Here is a 22,196-nt window from a genome sequence, read left to right as displayed (position 1 = left end):
TGGATGAAACCAGACGATGTAGCTGTTTCACGACGCGGAAACCTTGTCGTGATAGAACATAGTAAGTTTGAGATTAAATTCAACCTTTCAAAAGGAACATGGGATTACATTGATGAGAGTGGCGACACAATTATCCGCAATGGATGTGCACAGATAACCCTTGATGACGGAAGCGTTATCAAAACTGAAGATGCTGGTAACTCGGAATTTATCACGGCGTTTCCGCAAACAGATGTTTTTGGGACATATTACCAGATATGTTTCTCACATGAAGCAAAAGGGAAGGATATACGGATAAATACCTACCTCAATTGCTACCCTACACAGCCAGCTATCCTGCTGAAAGTGGGTGTTGAGAACCTCAATCAAGAGCGTCCGGTCCAGTTAGAAAATTTAACGGTACTTGGTGTTTCCACGAATCGTGGTGCTGTGTTGGTTGGCAAGGCTCCTGCGGATTGCCATCTATTTATTAACATGCCACCTATCTCCCCTGGTGTGAGTAGAAGACTCTATGACGGCTTTCTCTTGAGCGAAACAGATACCAGACATCCGTGCCACGATGGTGTGCTTCACGATACCAAGAGCGGCAAGACCTTTGTTTTTGGATTTCTGACGACAGAGAAATGGTGGCCCCGTATCCAAATCGGCTGTCGAGGGAAGTCTGCATCCAACTCCAAATCCTATAAAAGGACATCAACAGCTGGTGCTAATCCTTGGGCACTCTATCATCTATGTAAACAGCGATGCGATTTTGGGGAAGAGATTACCTCGGAGACTGTGTATCTCAACTTTTCGGGAAGTGCTGCAGCGTGCTACGAACACTACACGCAGATGTTAGCACGCAAGAACGATTGTGCTGAACCGCTCACCTCGCCTGGGTATGATAGACCGATTACCGCTTGGAACCTTTCCCCCGCGCAACTTTCGTTGGACGCGAATACTATCTTAACCCAAACCGACGAACTCATGGAAAACCGGTTCTTTCAACCCAACTTCCTTGGAGGGATAAATTATATTCAATTAGACCCTGGATTAGCATCGCAATTTGGGACTTATATGCTGGATCGGAAGGATCCAGAAGCACAAACGGTTTCCGACAATCTGCAAACCGTTCTCAGCCACATCGAAACAAAAGGGTTTAAGACAGCAGTTCGGATTAACCCGTTTTGCGCAGTGCCTGATTCGGAACTTGTCCAGAAACACCCAGATTACTGCATACAAGAAGCGGCCGTAGCTCGAAATGGAAGAAGAAAGTCGCGGCGGCATTCGGAACGTAATGGCTACAAACCCACCACAACGCATCTGTCGGAAGGAAGTACCGAAGTCGCACTGCTGGATGTTTCCCACCCTGAAGTACGGCAACATATCCGTAAACAGATTAAACAGATAGTCAACGAGTATGGATGTTCACTCATCAATGTAGATTTCACAGCGTATACGACAGTGCTTACTAACAGTGAACACAACTTGCACTGGCACGATAAAACCCTCACATCTGTTCAACTCTATCGTCTTGCTGGAGAGTTACTGACGGATGCTATTAAAGAGGCACGTTCGGAAAACACATCTACTGAGAAGGAAGTCCTTCTTGCTGGGTACAATGCTGTCACGGGACCTTGCCTTGGGAATATGTCATTGAATGCACCGCTTCTCAACCCTCCGTTTTCGAGCGTGGCCACTTCAAACCGCATCAATGATCCCTGGCACCACCCACGAGGTACAAAGCACCGTTTGAGCAGATATGCAGCGCATATCCGAGAGCATAATTTCCTCTGGCAACATGTCTTCGGCGAACTCGCTGTTGATGAACCGAGACCTGTCAATGAGGCGATTGTGGAGATGACAGCGGCAGCGTTGAGTGGGGGGGCTGTCTTCTGCAGCGACCGATTAACCGCGCTTACTGCGTCGCGGGCGGCGGATTTAGCGCGGATCTTCCCGCTCTTGGGTAACGCTGCTAAACCCGTGGATCTTTATGATGAACCCTTCCCGCGAATCTGGAGCCTACCGATTTCGACACCGAACGAGGCGTGGCATCTTGTAGCAGTCTTCAATTGGAATGACCACGAAGATGATGCTTACTTTGAACTCGATGTCCTTGGACTTGGTGAATCCAAAGAGTATCTCGTTCACGATTTCTGGATGCGTCAGTACCTCGGCAAGATTTCACATAGTTTGGATTTACTTAATATCCCGCCGCGTTCTGTTAAGTTGCTCTGTTTTCGTGAAGAGCAGAGCGTCCCGCAACTCCTTGCAACTGATATGCACTACGCCCAAGGAGCGGTTGAGATTCTATCTGCAGGTTGGGATGGTCACAGCCAAAGTTACTTGCTCGTCTGCCAGCCACTTAGACAGGTAGATAGCACCTGCTTTATTCATGTACCGGCTGGATATTTACCGGTAGGTGTCGCGACTTACGGGAGCGATTATCAATATAAGTGGGACGCTCCGATTTGTCAGTTAACGTTTGCGAGGACGCAACCGGACAAACTGGTGCAAGCGAGTATCCAATTTACTAAAACCTCTGGTGGTTCTTCTGGTAGGAGGGGTTTGTAAACTCGGTGTGTATTATGTCAAATGATTGTCGGTTGCAGCTGCAAACCCTCAAAACACAAGCAAGTGTTTGTACAGCATGTGATTTGTCAAAGACTCGTACGAACGTTGTCTTCGGTAGCGGAAGTGCCTCCGCAAAATTGGTGATTGTAGCTGAGGGACCGTCTGCTGCTGATAATCGGACAACCCTCCCCTTTTCAGGTCCTGCTGGAGATTTGCTTGATGAAGTCCTCGCTGCAAATGACTTAACACGCAGCCAAATCTGGCTAACAAATATCATTAAGTGTCGAGCGGCAAGCCTTAAAGATGGTGTGTTGAAAAACCGTCCGCCGAAAGCGTCTGAAATTAAAGCGTGTTCCAAGTGGCTTGATGGTGAATTGACCTTCATACAGCCTTCGGTGATTTTATGTATGGGGGCACCCGCTGCAAAGGCACTTATTCATCGAAGTTTTCGTATTACCGAGGAACGCGGGGTCTGGTTTACGGATACACTATATGCCCCCTTCGCAATGGCGACCTTTAACCCGGCTTATGTCCTGAGACAGGAAGGCGAGAATTTTGAAATCGTCCGGCAGACTGTTGTTGAGGATATTGCCTCGGCGAAACGGAAGTTACGCGAATCTGAGGAACTGCCGAAATTGACACTTTTTTAACAGACAACCTTCTTTACCAACAACCAACAACTAAGAAAAAATGTCATTAAAGAAACAAGTTGCTATAGATGCTGTGCTGGAGGCGATGCGACTCTGTGAACGGGTGCAAGCTGAAATAGTGTCAACCGATGCGATTCAAAAGGTTGACCGAAGCCCTGTAACCGTCGCTGATTTCGGGTCACAAGCACTGATATGTAAAACGATCGGCGATGCTTTTCCTGAAGATGCGATTGTCGCTGAAGAAGACGCACAAGCACTTAGAGAAAACGCCACGCTTTTAGAACGCGTCACAGATTATGTGAGTCACTTTGCGAAAAAGACGATCTCGTCGGAGACTGTCTGTAACTGGATTGACCGCGGAAGCGGTGAAGTCGGACAGCATTTCTGGGCACTCGACCCGATTGATGGAACGAAGGGATTTCTGCGTCACGATCAATATGCAATTGCTTTGGCTTATATTGTTCATGGCGTTGTACGACTCGGTGTTTTGGGCTGTCCAAATTTACCGTATCGTTTAAAAGATACGAATGCGGAGCAGCGGGGATGCCTTTTTGTTGCCGCCTATGGCGAAGGCACGCAGCTCTATACAAAGGCAGGAAACTTTTTAAAGCAGGTCCATGTATCAGAGGAGGTACATCGCTTCGCAGAGAGTTTCGAGTCGACACACGGGGATAGCGATGCCCACACTAAGATTGCGGAAGCACTCGGAATTACAGAATCGCCTATTCGGATGGACAGTCAGGCGAAGTATGGTATTGTCTCCCGTGGTGAAGCATCCCTCTATATCCGTCTACCGAACCCGGCATACCCCGATTACCGCGAGTGTATCTGGGATCACGCTGCAGGGATGATTGTGGTTCAGGAAGCAGGCGGGACGGTTACGGATGCCAATGGTGCGCCCCTTAATTTTTTGACAGGCAAACGGATGCATGAAAATCGAGGGATTGTCGCAACTAACGGGAAACTTCATAAACACGTTTTGAACGCGTTATCTAACCGATAAGGAGATAAATATAGAATATGAGAGCTGGGCAAATTGTCGCACCACATCAGATTGAGATTGTTGACATAGAACAGCCGGATCTCGCCGATTATCCCGACGGCACAGTGATAATAAAAACCGCTCATAGTGCCATCTGCGGCACGGATATGCCATCGTTTGTCCTTGAGCATCCAGCGGACAGTTATCCGCTTCAGCCAGGACTTTCAATTCACGAGGCGATTGGCGTTGTTACAGATAGTAAATCGGATAGATTCAAACCCGGGGACGAAGTCTTAGCGTTACCACGTTACATCGGTGGACTTTCGGAGTACTTCCTGTCGGATGAGAGCGTCACGTTGCCATTGACAGATTTCCCACGGAAAGATTGCATCCTGATGTCTCAACCGCTTGGTACTGTTGTGTGGGCATGTCGGAAGCTGCCGAACCTCCTCAATCTTGATACAGTTGTTGTCGGGCAGGGACCGATGGGACTCCTCTTTACACACATGATGAGCAACCTCGGTGCGCGCACCGTGATTACCACTGATCTTGTTGACTTTCGACTCGCTGTTTCCAAGAAGATGCGTGCCACACACACGATTAACGCTGATAAACAAGACCCCGTCGCTGTTGTTGAACAAATTACAGAAGGGAGAATGGCGGATCTGGTGATTGAGGTTGTTGGACACCAGACGGAGACTATCAACGACTGTCTCCAACTACTCAAACGCGGCGGAACGCTCCTCGCCTTCGGTGTACCGGACGATGAAGTTTACGATTTCCATTTCTCAGATTTCTTCCGGAAAAATATCAACTTTATCGGATCCGTCGGCCCCGATGCACCGAACGACTTCCCGTTGGCGATGGATATGATTGCGCAAGGTCGTATTGATGTGTCACCGATTATTACACATCATCTTCCTTTCACGGAAGCACAACTCGGATTTGAGATGGCACTGAACCGAAAGCATGAAGCGGTTAAGATTGTTTTCGATTACGAGTAGCAGAGGGTCAAACTTGAATTTTAGCGTAATTTCTTCGTAGGGGTTTTTGCTAGGGTATTTCTTCAAGGTTTCCTCGTCCCATAGCTGTCAATTCAGGTTTTTGTTTCTTCGTAGCATAGGCTGTTAGCCTGTGTCTCTTCTTCAGGTTCGTGCCTTGCTGTGTAAAGGAAAAAAATGAAAGTTGTCTTCCGAGGGAATAACACTGCCGATGTATCAGAAATACAGTCGGTATCGGTAATCACTGCTGCTAAACGGATTGAAGTACATTTTAAGCGTAAGATGGGAGAGACAGAAGAAAAGGTTTGTGATCTTCCTATTCACTCCCCTTTCTTTCGCAAAAAATGGGCTGAAGAAGTTGCTAAAGATCTGGAGAAGTTTTCCGAAGCACCAGAAACGCCGATAGAGCAAGTAATAGCCTCTACTGCCTGGGCAAGAGGTTATTTGCAAGTTGAACTTGATGTGAATAGTGATACTTCTACTCGGGGACTCGCACGCTTATGCTGGTATCGGTCATTGAGTTCAACCCGCACAGGTGAGGAGTTGGTACGTAGAACTGGTCTTAGTTCTGATGAAATTGAAAAGATCGCCCGCAGGGATATCTATAAGCAGTTTACTGAGGCTCTCATCCTTGAAACTTACAACACCCCTGATAAGTTCAAGAAATGGGTTAGGGGCTGGGGACGAAATATGTCCGCAAAGTTGGGCAAAATCATACGATTAAGTGAGGACACCACCGCGGAACTAATCAACTCTGGTGCTGAGAAGCATGGCATAGATTTAAGCGAGTTGAAAGGCAGTTTGACACTCCCTCGTAAAAATACGATCCCGAATTCTGATTTAGATCCTGAAAGGACTATCGGCTCCGGGAACAGTTCCGTCTACCTTTACTATTACCCGCAGTATAGAGAGAGTTCAGAATCCAAAGGTGAAAAGGTTTGGAAGTGCAAGATCGGTAAGACTAAACACCGCGAAGCAGATGGAAGAGTTAGAGGTCAAGCCACAGGACTTCCAGAAAGTCCCAAGATCGGTCTTCATATTAAAACTGACTGGTCCAAGGAGATCGAGGACATCATACACAATATCTTGAAGGTCCGAGGGAAACACATAACTGATGCTCCGGGAACGGAATGGTTTCTGACTTCTCCGAATGAAGTCGAAGAAATTTATAACTTCATTAGAGAAAGTTCTCGTGAGAGTGCTTCGTCAACCTTGCCTTGAAGGTAGGTTCGTAGTAGTGCGATTCATCGCACGTTCTAAACGGGCAATAAATGGTTTCCCTACTACGAACGGCACTTCGTCAAGTAGCGAACTTTAGGAAGAGGGGCGTAAGTCCTAATCAAAGTCTCTTAACTGACAACTCTTAAAGCGGCAACTCAACGATCCGCCCTTCACGACTCGATTGATAGATAGCAAGAATAATTTCAACCGCTTTACGTCCCTCGCGGCCATCAACGAGGTGCAAGGCATCGTGTTCAAGTCCATTGATGAGATTTTCCATCTGCCGACGGTGGTTGTCGTGATTAATAGCACGTGGATCCGAGGCACCGCCACCGGTATCCGTTCTTTGGGCGAATTTCTCTCGAATCTCCGCATCTTCAGGGAGTTCTGGGTCAAATTCCCACGTCACGATGTCCTCTTCGGCTAAGACGACAGTCCCGTGTGTGCCGGAAATTTCGGTTTTCTTAAGCATACCCGGGTAAGCAGCGGTTGTGCCTTCGATGACCCCAAGGGCACCGTTTTCAAACCGAAGTGCAGCAACAGCAGCGTCTTCGACTTCTATGCGTTCGTGTGCCAGTGTATCGGTAAAGGCTTGGACGGATTTGACAGGACCCATGAAATACTGGAGTAGGTCGATAGCGTGGATGGATTGGTTCATAAGCGCGCCACCACCATCAAGATCCCACGTGCCTCGCCAACCGCCGCTGTCGTAATATTCTTGGGAACGGTACCATTTGATGTAGGCATCACCTAAGGTGAGTTTGCCGAACCGTCCACTTTCAATTGTGGATTTAACAAGCTCCGTGCTTTCTGTAAAACGCGAATTAAAAATAGCACACAACCGAACGCCTGCTGCATCACACGCTGCGATGATCTCATCACACCGCGGCAAAGTGATTTCCAGCGGTTTTTCAACGATGACGTGTTTACCCGCTTCTGCTGCGGCAACCGCGGGGTCCAAATGTGCACCGCTTGGTGTACAAACACAAACGATGTCCAGATCATCGCGTTTGAGCATCTCTGTATAATCGGCGTAACTGTCAACATTGTATCGGTCGGTGAGCCGTTTGGCGTTCTCGGCATTTCGCGAACTAACTGCAACGAGTTGACCGTGTTCTAATTCAGAAATTGCGGCGGAGTGGAAATCTGAAATCATTCCACATCCAATAATACCGAATCCGTATGTCTTCATATTTTGTGTGTTCCTTTAAAAGTAGTAGGCACACTCCGTGTGCCGTAACAGGCGTGTTGGAATAAAAAATTATGACTTCTGAAGAAAACCAAATTACAGAAAATTCACCGACAGAAGAAGAGGAACAGACTCCCGGCAATAAAGTTTTTAGAATTGTCTGTATGACGTTTTGCCTTGCGGTAACAGTGCTATTTCTCTGGGTCTGGCATCACCAGACGCAGTTTAACGACCACTATCGGAAGGCAACTTTTCTGATGCGCAATGGCGAAGCAAAACAGGCGATTGAAGTGTATCAGAAGGCGATCAAAAATAAGACCCGTACGATTTTCTTTGCGAAGGAACCTTCCGTTTACAACAACCTTGGACAGGCACATCTGTATGCCGAAGCATACGCCGAAGCGGTCGCCAACTTTAAAAAAGCGATTGAGATGGCACCCGATATAGCCGAAGGTTATATCAACTTGACAACTGCGTATCTCCGGCAGAATTTGCCTGCCGATGCCCGTGTATCGTGCCTACATGCGCTTCAAACTTTCCCGAAGGCAGCTCTGCTCCACTATAACCTGGCGTGCGCTTATGCCTTAGAGGGTGAGTCCAAAAAAGCAGTAGACTCACTCACACAAGCGGTAGATTTAAACCCGGAACTCAAGTCTCTTGCGCAACAGGAGGACGCTCTTAAAGGAATCGTCTCTGAACTCCCCTGAATCCTGTGTGTTTTCAATATCGGTTAGGGAATTTGAACAATATATCCACTTATAGATTTAAACCAATTATACGCCTATTTCTACCTATTTGCAACGAAAAATGGGCGAGAATAAATCCCACCCATCTTGGTTATAATAGACAGCGGACATGTGCAATCTACTGCTGTCTCTTCAAATTACCCCACGTCGTTGCCAGTTTTCCGCGGGCGGAGACATCAAGCGTATCGTTGATGATTTTCTGGAGGTCCGCTTTAGAAAGCGCATAGTTGGCTAACATCAACTCATCAATACGTCCTTGAAAGAAACGCGGGCAACACCCGTTATTCTCACCACCGAAGCGTAAAGGTTTATCCGCTCGACTCAAACCAGGTCCCTTCTGTGCGATAGATGTACCGTCGGATTCCCCATTGATATAGAAACCGGCTTTGCTACCATCCCACACAACGGCAACATGGCTCCACTCTTTCGCTTTTATTTTTCCGTCAGAAATATGGTAGCCAGGATTGCTGGTCTCGTAGAAATAGTAGGCAAGCTTCCCTTCACCCGGTTCAATTTGCAGATAATAGGTGTTTTTGTAGAAGATGGTGAATTTGTTCTCCTGTCCACCCCCCGGTAGTTCTTCAGGATAAACCCACGCCATCATCGTAATGGCTTCATCGATATCGAGCTCATCGGAGTGTGCGACTTCTATAAAATCCCCTTTACCGACCTCGCCAGCCATTTCTACCGCACTTCCTGAGATACCTTCAGCCCATTTTATATCGCCAGTAAATTCGCCGACCAAACCGGCAGTTTCATCTTCCGTCTTATTCCCTTTACCTTCATCGAAGTGCCAGACGTATAACGTCTCGCCGTGTTGTTTCACATTACCTTTTCCACCGGCAGCGAATCCTACTTGGCAGATGGCTAAGCTGAGAAAAATGCATAGCATTAGATACACTTGGGCTTTCATCAGTGATTCCTCCTCATAGTCAAAAATCAAAAGTTTGCAAGTTCAAAATTTGCAAGTTCAAAGTTGTAAGAGACTTTTGGTGCATCATAGACCTCTTAACAACTTTCAACTTTAGCTACACTTTCAACTTTACAACTTTAACTTGCCCCACGTTGTGGCAAGTTTGTCATTAGGAGAGACAGCAAAGAAAACGCCGTTTTCCATGTCCTGATTAATTTCATCAACAGTAAGGGCACGGTTGTAAATTGCTACCTCATCGACCAAGCCAATCATCCCTGGCAGTCCTGTTTGTGCCTTACCGATACGGAATACCACCTCAATACTATTAATTTTACCCTTCGGTGGCGCGAATGCGATATCTAATTTGCCGTCAATATATTGGCGAATCATATCGCCATCGAAAGTAGAAGAGACGTGGTGCCATTCTTCTAATCCGGGCTTAATGGTCTGTTTATTCCGTGAACCTTGCCACCCGCCGATGTTAATCCATGTCTCAATTTGCGGGGCACCCGTAAACTGCGCGCTCCATTGGAGACAATAGCCACCGACATTTGCTCCGCTCCTGCGTCCCATCAGGTTAGAGTCACCTTGAGATTCTTCAGGGAAAAACCAAGCCTGAATTGTGAGTTCATCGGTGATGTCGAGTTCGGGAACCGCGTCAACCTCTACAAACTGCTGGTCGTTTTCAAGATGGACAGCACCACCAAGTTTGCCATCTTTCGACCAGACTGCACCTTCAAGAGTGCCTTCGATGTTATTTCCACTCACGTCTTTCACCTTGCCACCATTGTCTTCATCAAAAGTGAAGTACAACATCAATGCCTCGTCATCATTTAATGCCCATGCGTTGGCACAGAGGCTCAGAGCGATGAGCGAGAAAACGGTGATAACAAATTTCATAACAGTGGAACTCCTTTTTTAATAGTTGTCAGTTATTAGTTGTTGGTTAATGGTTAAGTGTTTTGAAGTCTGTGTTCTCTGCGAATTCCGCAAACCTTTTTGTGCAGAGAAGCTGCGGAATTCAAGATAGATGTAAAGACCAGAGCACTTAACCAACAACCAATAACCAACAACCAATTAGAAACTCGAAATCTGAATTTCCTTTGCCGTGATAAACTCAAGCAGTGCGGGTACACCTTCCTGTGTTTTCTGGATCCCGCGTTGGATAGCCGGAATAATCTGATCCGGTGTTTCAACCCGTTCACCGTAGCCACCGAACGCCTTCGCCATGTCTGCGTAGTGACCTGAGATGTCTGTACTACGGAATTTTTCGGTAGAAACGGGCATAATCGGAATCTCAATCGCCATAGAAAAGTTGTTAAATAGCACCGATAAAATTGGGATTCTCTCACGCACAGCAGTCTCGAAATCCATACCTGTAAAGCCGATAGCGGCATCACCCCAGACGTTAACACAGAGATGATCCGGTCTCGCCAGTTTTGCACCCATCGCGAGACCCAAACCATAGCCGAGCTGCGTCGTTTTGCCCCAACCGATATAGGTCAGCGGTGCGACCGACTGCCAGAACGGCGACATTTGGTCGCGTGGACTTCCCGCATCGTGTGTGATGATCGTGTTTTCGACATCGACAGTCTGTAGCAGGTCTCGGATGACGCGGTACGGGGTCATCGGCACTTCATCGGAGGTCAGTTTAGACTTCCACTGTTCGAGCCACTCGGCTTTAACTGCCCTAATTTCTTGCTTAACAGCATCCGCGCGACTCTCAGATGTGCCATTGGTCCGGTCTCGGACGGCTTCTACCAATCCATCTAAAATTAAACCGGCATCGCCAACGAGGGCGGTTTCAACCGGAACGTCTTTGTTAATGTCTGCTGGGTCTAATGTGGCATGAATGACGCGTTTGCCTTCAGGAATCCTGACACCAAAACCCGTCCGCGTGAAGCTGCATCCGATACCGAATATCAGGTCCGTTTTTTGGAGGAAATGATGCACGGGTTTCGGAATCGCGCGCCCACCGGAACCCAATGCTAACGGATGATTTTCAGGAAACGCACTTTTACCACCTAAACTCGTCGTCACAGGTGCACTGAGCAACTCGGCTAATTCTTTCAAAGAGTCCCACGCTTGAGCGTAGTGGACACCTTGTCCGGCGTAAAGGACAGGACACTCAGCATCGAGGAGTGCCGCTGCAGCGGCTTCAATTGAAGCGCTATCAGGTCCGTAACGCACAGTAGGTACTGGTTTTGGATCAAAAGAATCTGAAATTTCCTCATTAAATAAATCTGATGGGAATTCAACAAGCGCAGGACGCGGTCTGCCGTTCCGGACTTGCGTAAAGGCGCGGCGCATAGCTTCCGGGACAGCTTCGGGCATTGTTACTTGCTCGCACGACTTCGTTACGTGCCGATAATTCAAGGCGGAATTGAAATTCGGTTGAATCTGTGTGATACTTCGGGAATAACCACCCGGCAAAACCACAATCGGAGCAGAGTCCCCGTAGGCTTGCGCGACACCACCGAACGCATTTTCGGAACCGGGTCCGCTCTGCATGCAGAATACGCCAATCTTTTCCCCGGAAGTCATTCGGCTCATCGCGTCCGCCATGTGAAGTCCAATCCGTTCCTGTCTGACGATAATCGGACGGATGTCTAATTTCGCTGCTGCCTCGATTATCGGGTTGACAGGATAGGCGAATAGGTACTCTACCCCTTCGGCTTTAAGGACTTTGGCAACTGCATCAACAACTTTCATATTTTTCTCCAATCCGTAGTTACGATTTTGTGATCGGCTTGTATGTATAAAAAAGATTTATGCGTTAGGATTCGTTGGCACACCCCTATCCATTACAAGTGGAAAATGGTCGCCTGCTAATTTATCGCCGTCATCAACGGTGACAAAAGGTTTCATAACGTGGTTTCCGTTGGCATCGTACTGTGTTTCGCCTGTCATGTAATGCACCGCAATCGCACGGCGGGGATTTCCGCTCGTGTTGTCGTGCGAACCGTGCCACGTTAGGGAGTGATGGTAATGGGCATATCCTTTCGGTACAGGACAGAATTCCTCCTCTAATTCGTTATCTTCAAAATGGTCCGGCATTGAATGGATGTCTTTGATGGAATGCAGAAACGGGATCTGATTACCCCAGTGATAGGAGCCGGGGACCATGCGCATACACCCGTTGCTTTCATCAACATCATCCAACGCAACCCAAGCCGTTACCTGACTCGTTTTTGGCGTAAGAATCGGCCAATACGGCGAATCTTGATGCCACATATTGACACCCCCGACTTTAGGGGGTTTGTATTGGATCTGATCGTGCCAGACGCGCACCTCTGTTGCTGCTGTTAGTTGCCCAATTTCTTCGACAATGACGGGGTTGTGAACGAGTCGGTGATAGGCAGGACTCGCCTCCCAAATATTAACGATTTGCCAGACCGGACTCTCTTCCCTGCCACCGAGATTGACAATGTGAACGGGCTGCGGAATATCGACTTTCTCGTAATCGTCAATAACGCGGGTCAGTTCTGACCGTAGTTCCTCAACCTGTTCATCGCTCAAAACACGGCTTCCAAGAAGGAAGCCTTTTTTTTTAAATGTGTCAACCTGGGTTTGGTTGAGCATACCTCTTCCCTCCTATAAAAAAACTTATATGTTGGGCTTCGTCGGTTTTCCAGCATCCATCACAAGTGGAAAATGGTGCCCCGCTAATCTATTACCGTCATTGACAGTAACGAAACGTTTCATGATGTGGCTACCACTTTCGTCGTAGACAGTTTCGCCCGTCATATAATGCACCGCAATCGCGCGCCGCGGATCGCTGCTGGTGTTGTCATGCGAACCGTGCCACGTTAAGGCGTGATGATAATGGACATGCCCCTTCGACACAGGACAGAGTTCTACGTCTAATTCTTTCCCTTCAAAGTGGTCCGGCAATGAATCGATGTTCTCGACCTCACGCAGAAACGGCATCTGGCTGCCCCAATGATAAGATCCAGGGACCATGCGCATACACCCGTTGCTTTCATCAACATCGTCCAACGCAACCCAAGCCGTTACTTGACTCGTTTTCGGCATGAGAATCCCCCACAACGGTGAATCTTGATGCCAACGGTTCACGCCACCAACTTGTGGTGGTTTGTATTGGATTTGGTCGTGCCAGACGCGCACCTCTGTTGCTGCTGTCAGTTGCCCAATTTCTTCGACAATGGTCGGATTGTGAACAAGTCGGTGATAGGCAGAACTCGCCTCCCAAATATTAACGATTTGCCAGACCGGACTCTCTTCTTTACCACCAAGGTTCGCAATACGTACCGGCTGTGGAACCTCAGGTTTTTCATAATTATCAATGACGCGCGCCAACTCCGAACGCAATTCGTCAACTTGTTCATCGCTTAAGACGCGGTTTCCGAGGAGAAACCCTTTTTTTTGAAAGGTGTCAACTTGGGTTTGGTTGAGCATATCTTTTTGCTGTTCCTTGTGGTTTGTTTGAACGGATTGTCGGGACTCTGACTTTAGGGACCGACGATCCTATTTTTCAGTTCCACCCACTCTTCATCGCTGAGTTTCGGGGGCCACGCAATCCGCTTGCCGATGAGTGCAGAGCGATATGCCGCCATAATTAGGTCGAAACCGAGCAGTGCGAATTCTAATCTGTTGCGGTGGGGTTGATTTTCATCATCCAACCAAGTCGCGATGGCTTGTGTAAAGTCACGCTGTCCGAATTTGTCATCTTCACCGAAGTGGGTTTTCTCGACGAAGTGTTCTGCCATACCATCAAATTGGTATCCCCATGAGCCGTTTTCTCGCCACCACATTCTGCCTTTCGTTCCCCAGAAATCGAGGTTGCACCGTGGATTACTACTGGGAAAGTCGATGGTTCCGAATGCTGTCCGTGCGGATTCAAAGTGGACGCGCGCGCCGTTCTCAAATGTATAAATCGCCATTAAATCTTCAGGGCATTGCCGGTACGGAATGTGATAGGTTTCTGCACCCTGAACGGCACCCCAGACGTGTGTGATCGGAATGTCTTTAAGGGCAAAAAGCACGACATCCATTAGATGGGTATCCATGTCAGTGATGTCGCCTTCGGTGCAAGCACGAATGAAATGTATATCGCCGAGGCTATCGTTCTCAAAGAACTCCAGCAGTTTTTCGGCAAAAGGCAGATACCGCCGTTGATGATTAACGATAATCTTCAACCCTGTTTTCTCGTATGCGGCGGCGAGTGCCTCTGCTTCACTGGGTCTGAGTGCGAGCGGTTTCTCTATCACCAACGCCTTAACACCGGCTTCGGCGGCAGGCTCTACCCAGATATGTCGTGGGACTGTTGGCTCTGTTACGGCGTGGACGATATCGGGTTTTTCCTTTTCTAACATCTCGACGTAATCTGTATACCCCGGGATGTTGAGTTCTTCTACCGCTGTTTGTAGTCGTTCCTCGTCAATCTCGCAGATGGCAATTACCTTCATATTTTCGATGCCTTCATAACGTCGGGCGTGGTGGACACCCCGCCTTCCGCCAACAATTCCAGTTCGATACATCGCCATAATGTGCCTCCTCATTGAAGCGTGCAATTGCGGATTTCCCAAACTTGCCATTATATTAACATGCTCGCGAATTTGTGTCAACTGTTTGGGTTGTAGAAAAGGTTGTTGTCAAATTCGTCCCCTTCTGATACAATGCAACGGACTAAGTTAAGGCACTTCTAACTGGAGGGATATATGAAGATTGATAAAATTGAGTCGTTTTTTATTGGGAACGGCTATGTAATTCGGATTCATACGGATACGGGTATCAGCGGTGTTGGACAAACCGCTTGCTGGGGCTATCCAGAGGCTGTTGATAGCATTGTGAGTACGTTTAAGAAATATCTCATCGGGCAGAATCCGCTGCGGATTGAGCATCATTGGCAGTACCTCTACCGTATGGGACCCTTCCGTGGGACCGCGCTGAGTGGTGCTATCAGTGCAGTAGATATTGCGCTGTGGGACATCAAGGGCAAACATTTTGGTGTACCCATCTGGGAACTGTTAGGCGGAAATTGCCGTGACAAAATCCGGCTGCACCTCCTTGGTGGCGGAAGCACACCCGAAACAATGTATGAAGCAGCGAAAGCGGCTGTTGAAGAGGGTTTCACGGCACTCAAGTTTGATCCCTTGGTCGGCGGCTTCCAAGATATGGGAGTCGATCGGCTCGTCAAGACGGCACGCGATATCGTTGCCGCTGCGCGTGAAGGTGGTGGACCCGACCTTGATCTAATTGTTGAAGTACATCGGAAACTGACACCGATGAATAGTATTGTCTTAGAATCGGCGTTGGCACCGTTTAATCTCTATTTCATTGAAGACCCGATTCAGATAGACACTATCGCAACGCAAGCGGAATTAGCGAAACGGATGACAACACCCCTTGCTGTCGGTGAACGCAATGTAAGTATCTGGGAATTCCGTGAACTTCTTGAAGCAGGTGGACCACAATACGTGCGTCCGGATGTCGGTCTGGCAGGCGGTATAACACAGTGCAAGAAAATCGCCGCACTTGCTGAGGCATATCACAGCGCAGTTGTTACACATAACTTCTTGGGACCGCTCATTACTGCTGCGTCGCTGCATTTAGATACGAGTATCCCGAACTTCATCACACAAGAATATACGAAGGCAGATGAATCTGAGAAATTCGCTGTCTATAAAGTAGCGTATCAGCGAGAAGGCGGTTATATTCCGATCCCTGAAGCTCCAGGTCTGGGTATTGAGTTGGACGATAGTTTAATCGAGGAAACCCCATATCAGCCGATGAATACCGGCACGACACTTTTGCGTGAGGACGGCTCTGTCGCTTACGCTGTGTAGTAGTGGTAGGTGCGGTTTCCAACCGCACGAACCTTATTTGATGAAACAAGGTGGAGGAAATCGAACATGAACGCTGAGGAAAAATATCTATTTGATCTGAACGGTTACCTTGTTATCAAGAATGTGCTAACACCCGAAGAGGTAGCCCTCGCCAACGCAGCAATTGACAAACACAGTGATCAGGGGCGTGTCCGTCCCCGCGATCAGGCACTTGATGGCGGTTCGCCAGAATTAAAAGGTGAGCAAGGGAGAGGCGAACTCGGCGGTATGCTCCACTGGGAAGAACCGTGGTGCAACCCCTTCCGACACATGCTCGCACACCCGACACTCATCCCGTATCTGAATGTAATATTGGGCAAAGGGTTTCGGATGGATCATCAGATGTTCCTACTTTCAATGGACAAGGGGGCGGAGGGGCATACTTTTCATGGTTCCTCTGGACCCGGTTTTGACCCGAATCAGTATTATATCTTTCGTGATGGACGCATGCATAATGGTTTGACTGTCGTTACGTTCCAGTTAACCGACGTGCCGCCGGGAGCAGGTGGGTTAATCGTAATTCCAGGGAGCCATAAGAGCAACTATCCGTGTCCTCGGGAGATGCGACTTTATCAGAAGCATCAGGAGCATATCCGACAGGTTGTCTGTGAAGCCGGTGATGTGGCGATCTTCACGGAGGCAGTAACGCACGGGACACTGCGGTGGACTGCCGAGCATCCGAGACGTTCAATCTTGACGCGCTACACAGCAGGCAATATGGCGTATGTTCCCGCCTATCCGGTCCCCGAATGGGCAAACGAACGTCAACGCGCCGTGATGGAGCCACCCTATCATTCTCGCCTAAATCGTCCCGTATTAGAGACATAGGTGTGATTCCAACCTTGGCCAAAGCCAGTAGCACTGCAACAACGGCGCAGTGCAGTTCTGGAAGTGTCACCCACAACGCTACATAAAACCTTATCACACGCTTGTCACCAGTTTAAAAAAAGGAATATCCGATATGTCTACTTCAACGAGTGCAATCTTGGGTCTAATTTTTTTAGGACTCGCGAATGCCTCTGTTTTTTTAATGTTTAAGTTATGGGGCTACCCGTTCGATAAAGAGACACATACCAGTGAGGCTCCACCTTCATTGATGCTGCTCCATCGACTCATCGGTTATGCGTATGCGATCCTTTATGTATTTATGATGTGGCACATGGTGCCGCGTTTGTGGAACTACCAAGTCGAACTACCGCCGCGCACCGTTGCACACCTAATGCTTGGTATTACAATTGGTGTGTTGATTCTCGTCAAGATTGCTATCCTCCGATTTTTCCGACATTTTGAGGAATCCATGCCCTATATTGGCACGTGTCTGCTGATCTGTACCTATCTGTTAATCGGGCTGTCGGTGCCGTTCACGTTTCGTGAGGCAGCGTTGCGGACGCAGACAGGGGCATTCAGCGAAGAAGGCATCGCGCGAACCCGCAGATTACTCGAAAATGCCGGATTGCCAGCAGAGGCTCCGCTTGATCAGCTCGCATCGAAACGGAAATTACGCGAGGGGCAGCACGTCTTACAACGCAAGTGCGTCGTCTGCCACGATTTACGCACTATCCTCGTGAAACCACGCACACCCACAGACTGGGTACGTCTGGTGAATCGTATGGCGATAAAACCGATGATTGGTGAACCTATTTATCAAGAAGAAGAGTGGACGGTCTCAGCGTATCTTATCGCGATTACGCCGGATATCCAAGTTTCCGTACGGGAACAGCGACAAGAAGAGATGCGCGCAGTGGAAGCGAAAGAGGCTGTTCAGATAGCGACAGGCGCTATGGAGGCGGAAGCGACAACAGGTATACCAGCAGTCGCTTACGATGAGGTAGAAGCGAAAGTCCTCTTTGAGGACAAATGCTCGCAATGCCACCCCATCACCGATATTGAAGACTATCCACCTCGTTCTGAGGAGGAGACAACTGAGGTGATAGCACGAATGATAGAGCATGGACTCTATCTCGAAGAGGAAGAAATTGAGATCATTACGCGTTATGTCAATGAAAATTATCTCGAAGAGTAAGTTAGGAGGATGGACTCACTGGGCATAGCTGTAGTTGCTTTCTTTTCTCTACACTCTTCTTATAGAATTCGTAGTGTAGCGCGTTGTGCCTCGGACAAGTCCTAAGAAAATGACAAAAACAAAGATCGCTGACCTCAGCGAACTCAATGACCGCGAACCGGCTTATGCCTTGGTTGCAAATGTTGACCTCGTCGTTATCCAATATGACGACGAGGTTTCTGTCCTCTATGGTAGATGTCATCACCGTGGGGCATTGCTGGCAGACGGTTATATTGATGGAGAGAATCTGATATGTGGTGTTCACTATTGGGATTACCGCTACGATACGGGTATTAGCGAATATCACAACGAGGAACGCCTTGCTAAATTTACAGCGTGGATAGAAGACGATGCTGTCTATGTTGATGAAGACGAGATTCGAGAGTGGGAACACCGGAACCCGCAACCCTACCGTCGTGATGCGTATCAGGGTACCTATCAAGACATCTATGGCACATCCGAAGAACCTTACGTCGCTCAAATTCGGGAATTGGCAAGCCACGGGCTGAGTAAAGTCGGACACCACGGGCAGACCGAAGCAATGGGAGTGCTACGAGAGGAACTACCGAATTGGGACGCGCTTCAGTTTGTAGTTGCGCAGCTTCACAAAACGCCACATCTTGACGACGCACCGGTTGGGACTGAATTGGTTATCGGTCCGCGGGCGAAAAAATCGCTGAAACTGGAAATTCCGATTTTTGTCTCCGATATGAGTTTCGGTGCCTTGTCAGCCGAGGCGAAGATCGCACTCGCGAAGGGGGCAGAAATGGCAGGGACGGGGATCTGCTCCGGGGAAGGCGGAACGTTATTGGCGGAAGCGGAATCAAACAGTCGTTACTTTTATGAACTCGCTTCAGCACAGTTCGGATTCGCTTATGATATACTCGAACACGCCCAAGCGTTCCACTTCAAGGGTGGACAAGGCGCGAAAACAGGAACGGGTGGACACCTCCCGGGGAACAAGGTAACAGCGGAGATCGCAGCGGTGCGTGGGTTGCGTCCGGGGGAACCCGCGATTTCACCGGCACGATTCCCCGATTGGGAAACGCTTGACGATTTCGCCAAATTTGCGGAACGGGTGCGGAAGGAGACCGGCGGTGTTCCGATTGGGTTTAAACTCTCAGCACAGCACATTGAAAAAGACATCGAAGCCGCACTTCACGTCGGCGTGGATTATATCATCCTTGATGGCAGAGGCGGCGGGACAGGGGCTGCACCGCTTCTGTTTAGGGACAACATATCCGTGCCAACGATGCCCGCGTTGGCACGTGCCAGAAAATATCTTGATGAGACAGGAAACAGCGATGTCACGCTCATTGTTACCGGCGGTTTGAGAACCGCAGCAGATTTTGCCAAGGCGTTGGCACTCGGTGCCGACGGTGTCGCGATTGCAAACTCAGCGATGCAAGCCATCGGGTGTATCGGGATGCGGGCATGTCATACGAATAACTGCCCCGTCGGCATTGCAACCCAGAAGGCGCATCTGCGCTCTCGACTACAGGTACAGGTCGCCGCACAACGTCTGAATCGCTTTCTCGGTGCTTCTGTGTCGCTGATGCAAGTATTAGCGCGCGCTTGCGGACATACCCATCTGAATCAGTTCAATCCTGACGATCTGACAACGTGGGCGCGCGATGTCGCCTATTTGACAGGTGTTAAATACGCTGGCGTTTTGCCGTTGTGAGTAAGTGTTAATGATGAACCGGCGCGGTTGGGAAACCGCGCCTACCAATTGACGGAAGACTATAACCGAATTTTCTTGAATTCTTCAATCTGTGCCGTGATTGCACGCTCTGTCGGGAGACGTTCAGCACTTGATGCCCCGTAGAATCCGACAACACCTTCAGTATTTTCCAGAACGTATGTTGCATCTTCGGGTTCCGCAATGGGACCGCCGTGGCAGATAACAAGAATCTCTGGATTGACCGCTTTCGCTGCGTCGTGAATGGCTTGCACCCGTTCAGCGGCAGCTGCAAGCGTGAGAGCAGTTTGTGCACCGATAGAACCTTTCGTCGTCAGTCCCATGTGTGCGACGAGGATATCTGCCCCGGCATCCGCCATTTGTTCCGCTTCGGTTTCGTTGAAGGCGTAAGGGGTCGTGAGCATGCCCATCTGACTCGCTGTCCGAATCATCTCTACCTCAGGCCCGTATCCCATATCGGTCTCCTCAAGCAGTTGACGGAACGTCCCATCAATCAGTCCTACCGTCGGGAAGTTCTGAACCCCGGAAAACCCGATTGCGTCTATCTGTTTCAAGAAGACATCCATCAAACGAAACGGATCCGTGCCACAGACTCCCGCGAGAACGGGTGTATCTGGAACAACGGGTAGTACTTCGCTCGCCATTTCGACAACAATCTGGTTTGCGTCGCCGTAGGGCATCATGCCAGCGAGTGAGCCTCTCCCCGCCATTCTGAATCTGCCGGAGTTGTAGATAATAATCAGGTCAATCCCACCAGCTGCCTCGCATTTCGCGGAGATCCCTGTGCCTGCACCCGCTCCAATAATGGGTTTACCAGCGTCAATATTGGTACGCAATTGGGCTAAAATTGCTTCGCGTTTAAATTTCATCTTTTATATCCTTTTGAATCAAAAATCTCTGTCTATCAATGTTGGTAGATATGCGAATTATACCAGTATTTTAGATTTTCTGTCATTTTATTTTTTTCTCGCCAGCGGAGTGAAACCTTTTGAATTTGACACTCTGTCTATAATGTGGTATACTCTCACGAAACTTTGCCTGCTTGGTCTTTGCGTCGAAATGGATATTATTAAGTCGAAATGGATACAGTGTTATTTGATAGCAATTTTGCTTACAGGCTCCGCCTACGCGCCGGCAGCGGCTTACATAGAAGGTCCTTGGCTGTGGATGATTGCAAAAGGCGCGAATATTAAGACCGACTACCTCGCCATAACCAGCCAAGGCGCGATTACCGAACGTTATGTTGCTGAACACGGTATTAATGAACACGATACCGTGGGACAATTGCGATGGACACGCGGACGCATCCGCCCGACTGTCGATTGTCTGTTCTGGATTTTGGGATGCTATGCTAACAATGTCAACGAAGTCGTCAATGAGATAGGCCTGAGTGCGGAGCGGAATTTGGACTACCATACGGCGTACGCCTTGATTAACGTTATTTCGCCTCGCAACCAGACGAGCGTTCAGATGGGTGTAGGGAGTGATGACGCCGTCAAAGTCTGGCTCAATGGCGAAGTCGTCCATATCAACGATGTTGACAGAGGCACGACAGGAATTCAGGACTTCTTCCGTGTGAATCTCAACGCCGGGGATAACCTCCTCTTGGTCAAGGTCAGTGATAATGAGCGGAATTGGGGGATGTTCTTTGAGATTTATCTGAACACCACGCATTTCACGACAACGCTCCCGAGACGCCGTAGCACCCCGCCGACTGTCTATCCGAAGGTCACCCTTGCAACACAGCTGTTCGATAGGTACGGACAAACGTTTCAACAACCGGAAGTTCAAGGTGTGCTGCCGAATATCCTTGCGTGGCTTGAGCCCCCTGAAAATCGTGCGCGCTTGACCCCCGAATTCGTTGAAATTATGGTTGATAATCCACAACTCCTCAGAGCCTTCGGCGTAGATGCCGAGTCTGTCAATTATATTAAAGACACACCTGATATTAGAAATTTCTTCAAAGACCCAGACTTCCAAACTTTGATTCAAGATGCAGCAGCCCTCTCAGAATTTGTGATGCTCGTTCGGGAAGGTCCCTCGGTGCAAACACGAAGGCCGGAGGATGTTAACCGTGATGGGGTTGTGAACATCCAGGACCTCACCTTCGTTTCGACGCATTTCGGGAAAACCGGAAAGCGCAGTGCCGATGTCAACGGTGATGGGGTTGTGAATATCATCGATCTGACGTTGGTTGCTGGGGCGATATGAACTTTTAGATGGCAATTTGATATAGTAACGTGAGCTTGAAAATAAAATCGTAGGTCGGGTAGAGCGGTAAATACACACGAAAAACCTTAGAATTTGGACAAATAGGTCGTTTTCTAAG

General features: G+C 48.7%; 19 protein-coding genes. 11 read left to right on the top strand and 8 right to left on the bottom strand.

Going from position 1 to position 22,196, the window contains the following annotated elements; genetic code table 11:
• Window positions 1–3: 3 nt before the first annotated feature.
• The 5 genes from OXN25_07810 (at window position 4) to OXN25_07790 (ending at window position 6,407) form a co-directional block, all read left to right on the top strand.
• Entirely contained in the window at window positions 4–2,553 is a 2,550-nt protein-coding gene (locus OXN25_07810) for a hypothetical protein (protein MDE0424755.1), read from the top strand.
• A gap of 14 nt (window positions 2,554–2,567) precedes the next feature.
• A complete protein-coding gene (locus OXN25_07805) occupies window positions 2,568–3,203 on the top strand; it encodes a uracil-DNA glycosylase (GenBank protein ID MDE0424754.1) in 636 nt (211 codons plus the stop codon).
• Window positions 3,204–3,243: 40 nt separating this feature from the next.
• Window positions 3,244–4,206, top strand: coding sequence for a 3'(2'),5'-bisphosphate nucleotidase (locus tag OXN25_07800; protein MDE0424753.1), 963 nt, complete (start codon window positions 3,244–3,246; stop codon window positions 4,204–4,206).
• Window positions 4,207–4,223: 17 nt separating this feature from the next.
• A complete protein-coding gene (locus tag OXN25_07795) occupies window positions 4,224–5,189 on the top strand; it encodes a zinc-binding dehydrogenase (GenBank protein ID MDE0424752.1) in 966 nt (321 codons plus the stop codon).
• Between the two features lie 174 nt (window positions 5,190–5,363).
• The gene (locus OXN25_07790) at window positions 5,364–6,407 is read left to right on the top strand and encodes a GIY-YIG nuclease family protein (protein ID MDE0424751.1); all 1,044 of its coding nucleotides are present in this window, start codon (window positions 5,364–5,366) and stop codon (window positions 6,405–6,407) included.
• A gap of 142 nt (window positions 6,408–6,549) precedes the next feature.
• On the opposite strand, the gene OXN25_07785 is transcribed toward OXN25_07790, so the two are convergent.
• On the bottom strand, window positions 6,550–7,599 hold the full coding sequence (locus OXN25_07785) for a Gfo/Idh/MocA family oxidoreductase (protein ID MDE0424750.1): 1,050 nt from the start codon (window positions 7,597–7,599) through the stop codon (window positions 6,550–6,552).
• Between the two features lie 71 nt (window positions 7,600–7,670).
• On the opposite strand from OXN25_07785, the gene OXN25_07780 reads away from it, so the two are divergent.
• Window positions 7,671–8,303: a tetratricopeptide repeat protein gene (locus OXN25_07780; GenBank protein ID MDE0424749.1), complete on the top strand. Its 633-nt coding sequence runs from the start codon at window positions 7,671–7,673 to the stop codon at window positions 8,301–8,303.
• A 157-nt stretch (window positions 8,304–8,460) separates the two neighbouring features.
• Here OXN25_07780 and OXN25_07775 read toward each other — a convergent pair whose 3' ends face one another.
• The 6 genes from OXN25_07775 to OXN25_07750 all read right to left on the bottom strand — a co-directional run bounded on the left by OXN25_07775 (window position 8,461) and on the right by OXN25_07750 (window position 14,762).
• Window positions 8,461–9,255, bottom strand: coding sequence for a LamG domain-containing protein (locus OXN25_07775; protein ID MDE0424748.1), 795 nt, complete (start codon window positions 9,253–9,255; stop codon window positions 8,461–8,463).
• Window positions 9,256–9,384: 129 nt separating this feature from the next.
• Window positions 9,385–10,155 (bottom strand): LamG domain-containing protein, encoded by a 771-nt coding sequence (locus tag OXN25_07770; protein ID MDE0424747.1) that lies wholly within the window; start codon window positions 10,153–10,155, stop codon window positions 9,385–9,387.
• A gap of 177 nt (window positions 10,156–10,332) precedes the next feature.
• The gene (locus tag OXN25_07765; GenBank protein MDE0424746.1) at window positions 10,333–11,979 is read right to left on the bottom strand and encodes a thiamine pyrophosphate-requiring protein; all 1,647 of its coding nucleotides are present in this window, start codon (window positions 11,977–11,979) and stop codon (window positions 10,333–10,335) included.
• Between the two features lie 45 nt (window positions 11,980–12,024).
• Window positions 12,025–12,837, bottom strand: coding sequence for a phytanoyl-CoA dioxygenase family protein (locus OXN25_07760; protein MDE0424745.1), 813 nt, complete (start codon window positions 12,835–12,837; stop codon window positions 12,025–12,027).
• A 24-nt stretch (window positions 12,838–12,861) separates the two neighbouring features.
• Window positions 12,862–13,674, bottom strand: coding sequence for a phytanoyl-CoA dioxygenase family protein (locus OXN25_07755; GenBank protein ID MDE0424744.1), 813 nt, complete (start codon window positions 13,672–13,674; stop codon window positions 12,862–12,864).
• 53 nt (window positions 13,675–13,727) lie between these two features.
• Window positions 13,728–14,762, bottom strand: coding sequence for a Gfo/Idh/MocA family oxidoreductase (locus OXN25_07750; GenBank protein ID MDE0424743.1), 1,035 nt, complete (start codon window positions 14,760–14,762; stop codon window positions 13,728–13,730).
• A 174-nt stretch (window positions 14,763–14,936) separates the two neighbouring features.
• On the opposite strand from OXN25_07750, the gene OXN25_07745 reads away from it, so the two are divergent.
• From OXN25_07745 to OXN25_07730, 4 genes are all read left to right on the top strand, one after another.
• Window positions 14,937–16,064, top strand: a complete 1,128-nt coding sequence (locus OXN25_07745; GenBank protein ID MDE0424742.1) for a mandelate racemase/muconate lactonizing enzyme family protein — start codon at window positions 14,937–14,939, stop codon at window positions 16,062–16,064.
• A 66-nt stretch (window positions 16,065–16,130) separates the two neighbouring features.
• Window positions 16,131–16,931 carry a phytanoyl-CoA dioxygenase family protein gene (locus OXN25_07740; GenBank protein MDE0424741.1) on the top strand — a complete coding sequence of 267 codons (801 nt, stop codon included), beginning with the start codon at window positions 16,131–16,133 and terminating at the stop codon, window positions 16,929–16,931.
• A gap of 133 nt (window positions 16,932–17,064) precedes the next feature.
• Window positions 17,065–18,126: a hypothetical protein gene (locus OXN25_07735; GenBank protein MDE0424740.1), complete on the top strand. Its 1,062-nt coding sequence runs from the start codon at window positions 17,065–17,067 to the stop codon at window positions 18,124–18,126.
• A gap of 109 nt (window positions 18,127–18,235) precedes the next feature.
• Complete coding sequence (locus OXN25_07730; protein ID MDE0424739.1) at window positions 18,236–19,849, top strand: glutamate synthase-related protein; 1,614 nt, start codon at window positions 18,236–18,238, stop codon at window positions 19,847–19,849.
• 59 nt (window positions 19,850–19,908) lie between these two features.
• Here OXN25_07730 and OXN25_07725 read toward each other — a convergent pair whose 3' ends face one another.
• A complete protein-coding gene (locus OXN25_07725) occupies window positions 19,909–20,736 on the bottom strand; it encodes a phosphoenolpyruvate hydrolase family protein (protein MDE0424738.1) in 828 nt (275 codons plus the stop codon).
• Between the two features lie 226 nt (window positions 20,737–20,962).
• Here OXN25_07725 and OXN25_07720 point away from each other — a divergent pair, with 226 nt between their 5' ends.
• Window positions 20,963–22,078 (top strand): dockerin type I domain-containing protein, encoded by a 1,116-nt coding sequence (locus tag OXN25_07720; protein ID MDE0424737.1) that lies wholly within the window; start codon window positions 20,963–20,965, stop codon window positions 22,076–22,078.
• Window positions 22,079–22,196: the final 118 nt, after the last annotated feature.

It is taken from the genome of Candidatus Poribacteria bacterium, from assembly GCA_028820845.1.
Classification (GTDB): domain Bacteria; phylum Poribacteria; class WGA-4E; order WGA-4E; family WGA-3G; genus WGA-3G.
The sequence above is the reverse complement of the archived record's forward strand: the minus strand, read 5'-3'. Positions and strand labels throughout refer to the sequence as shown.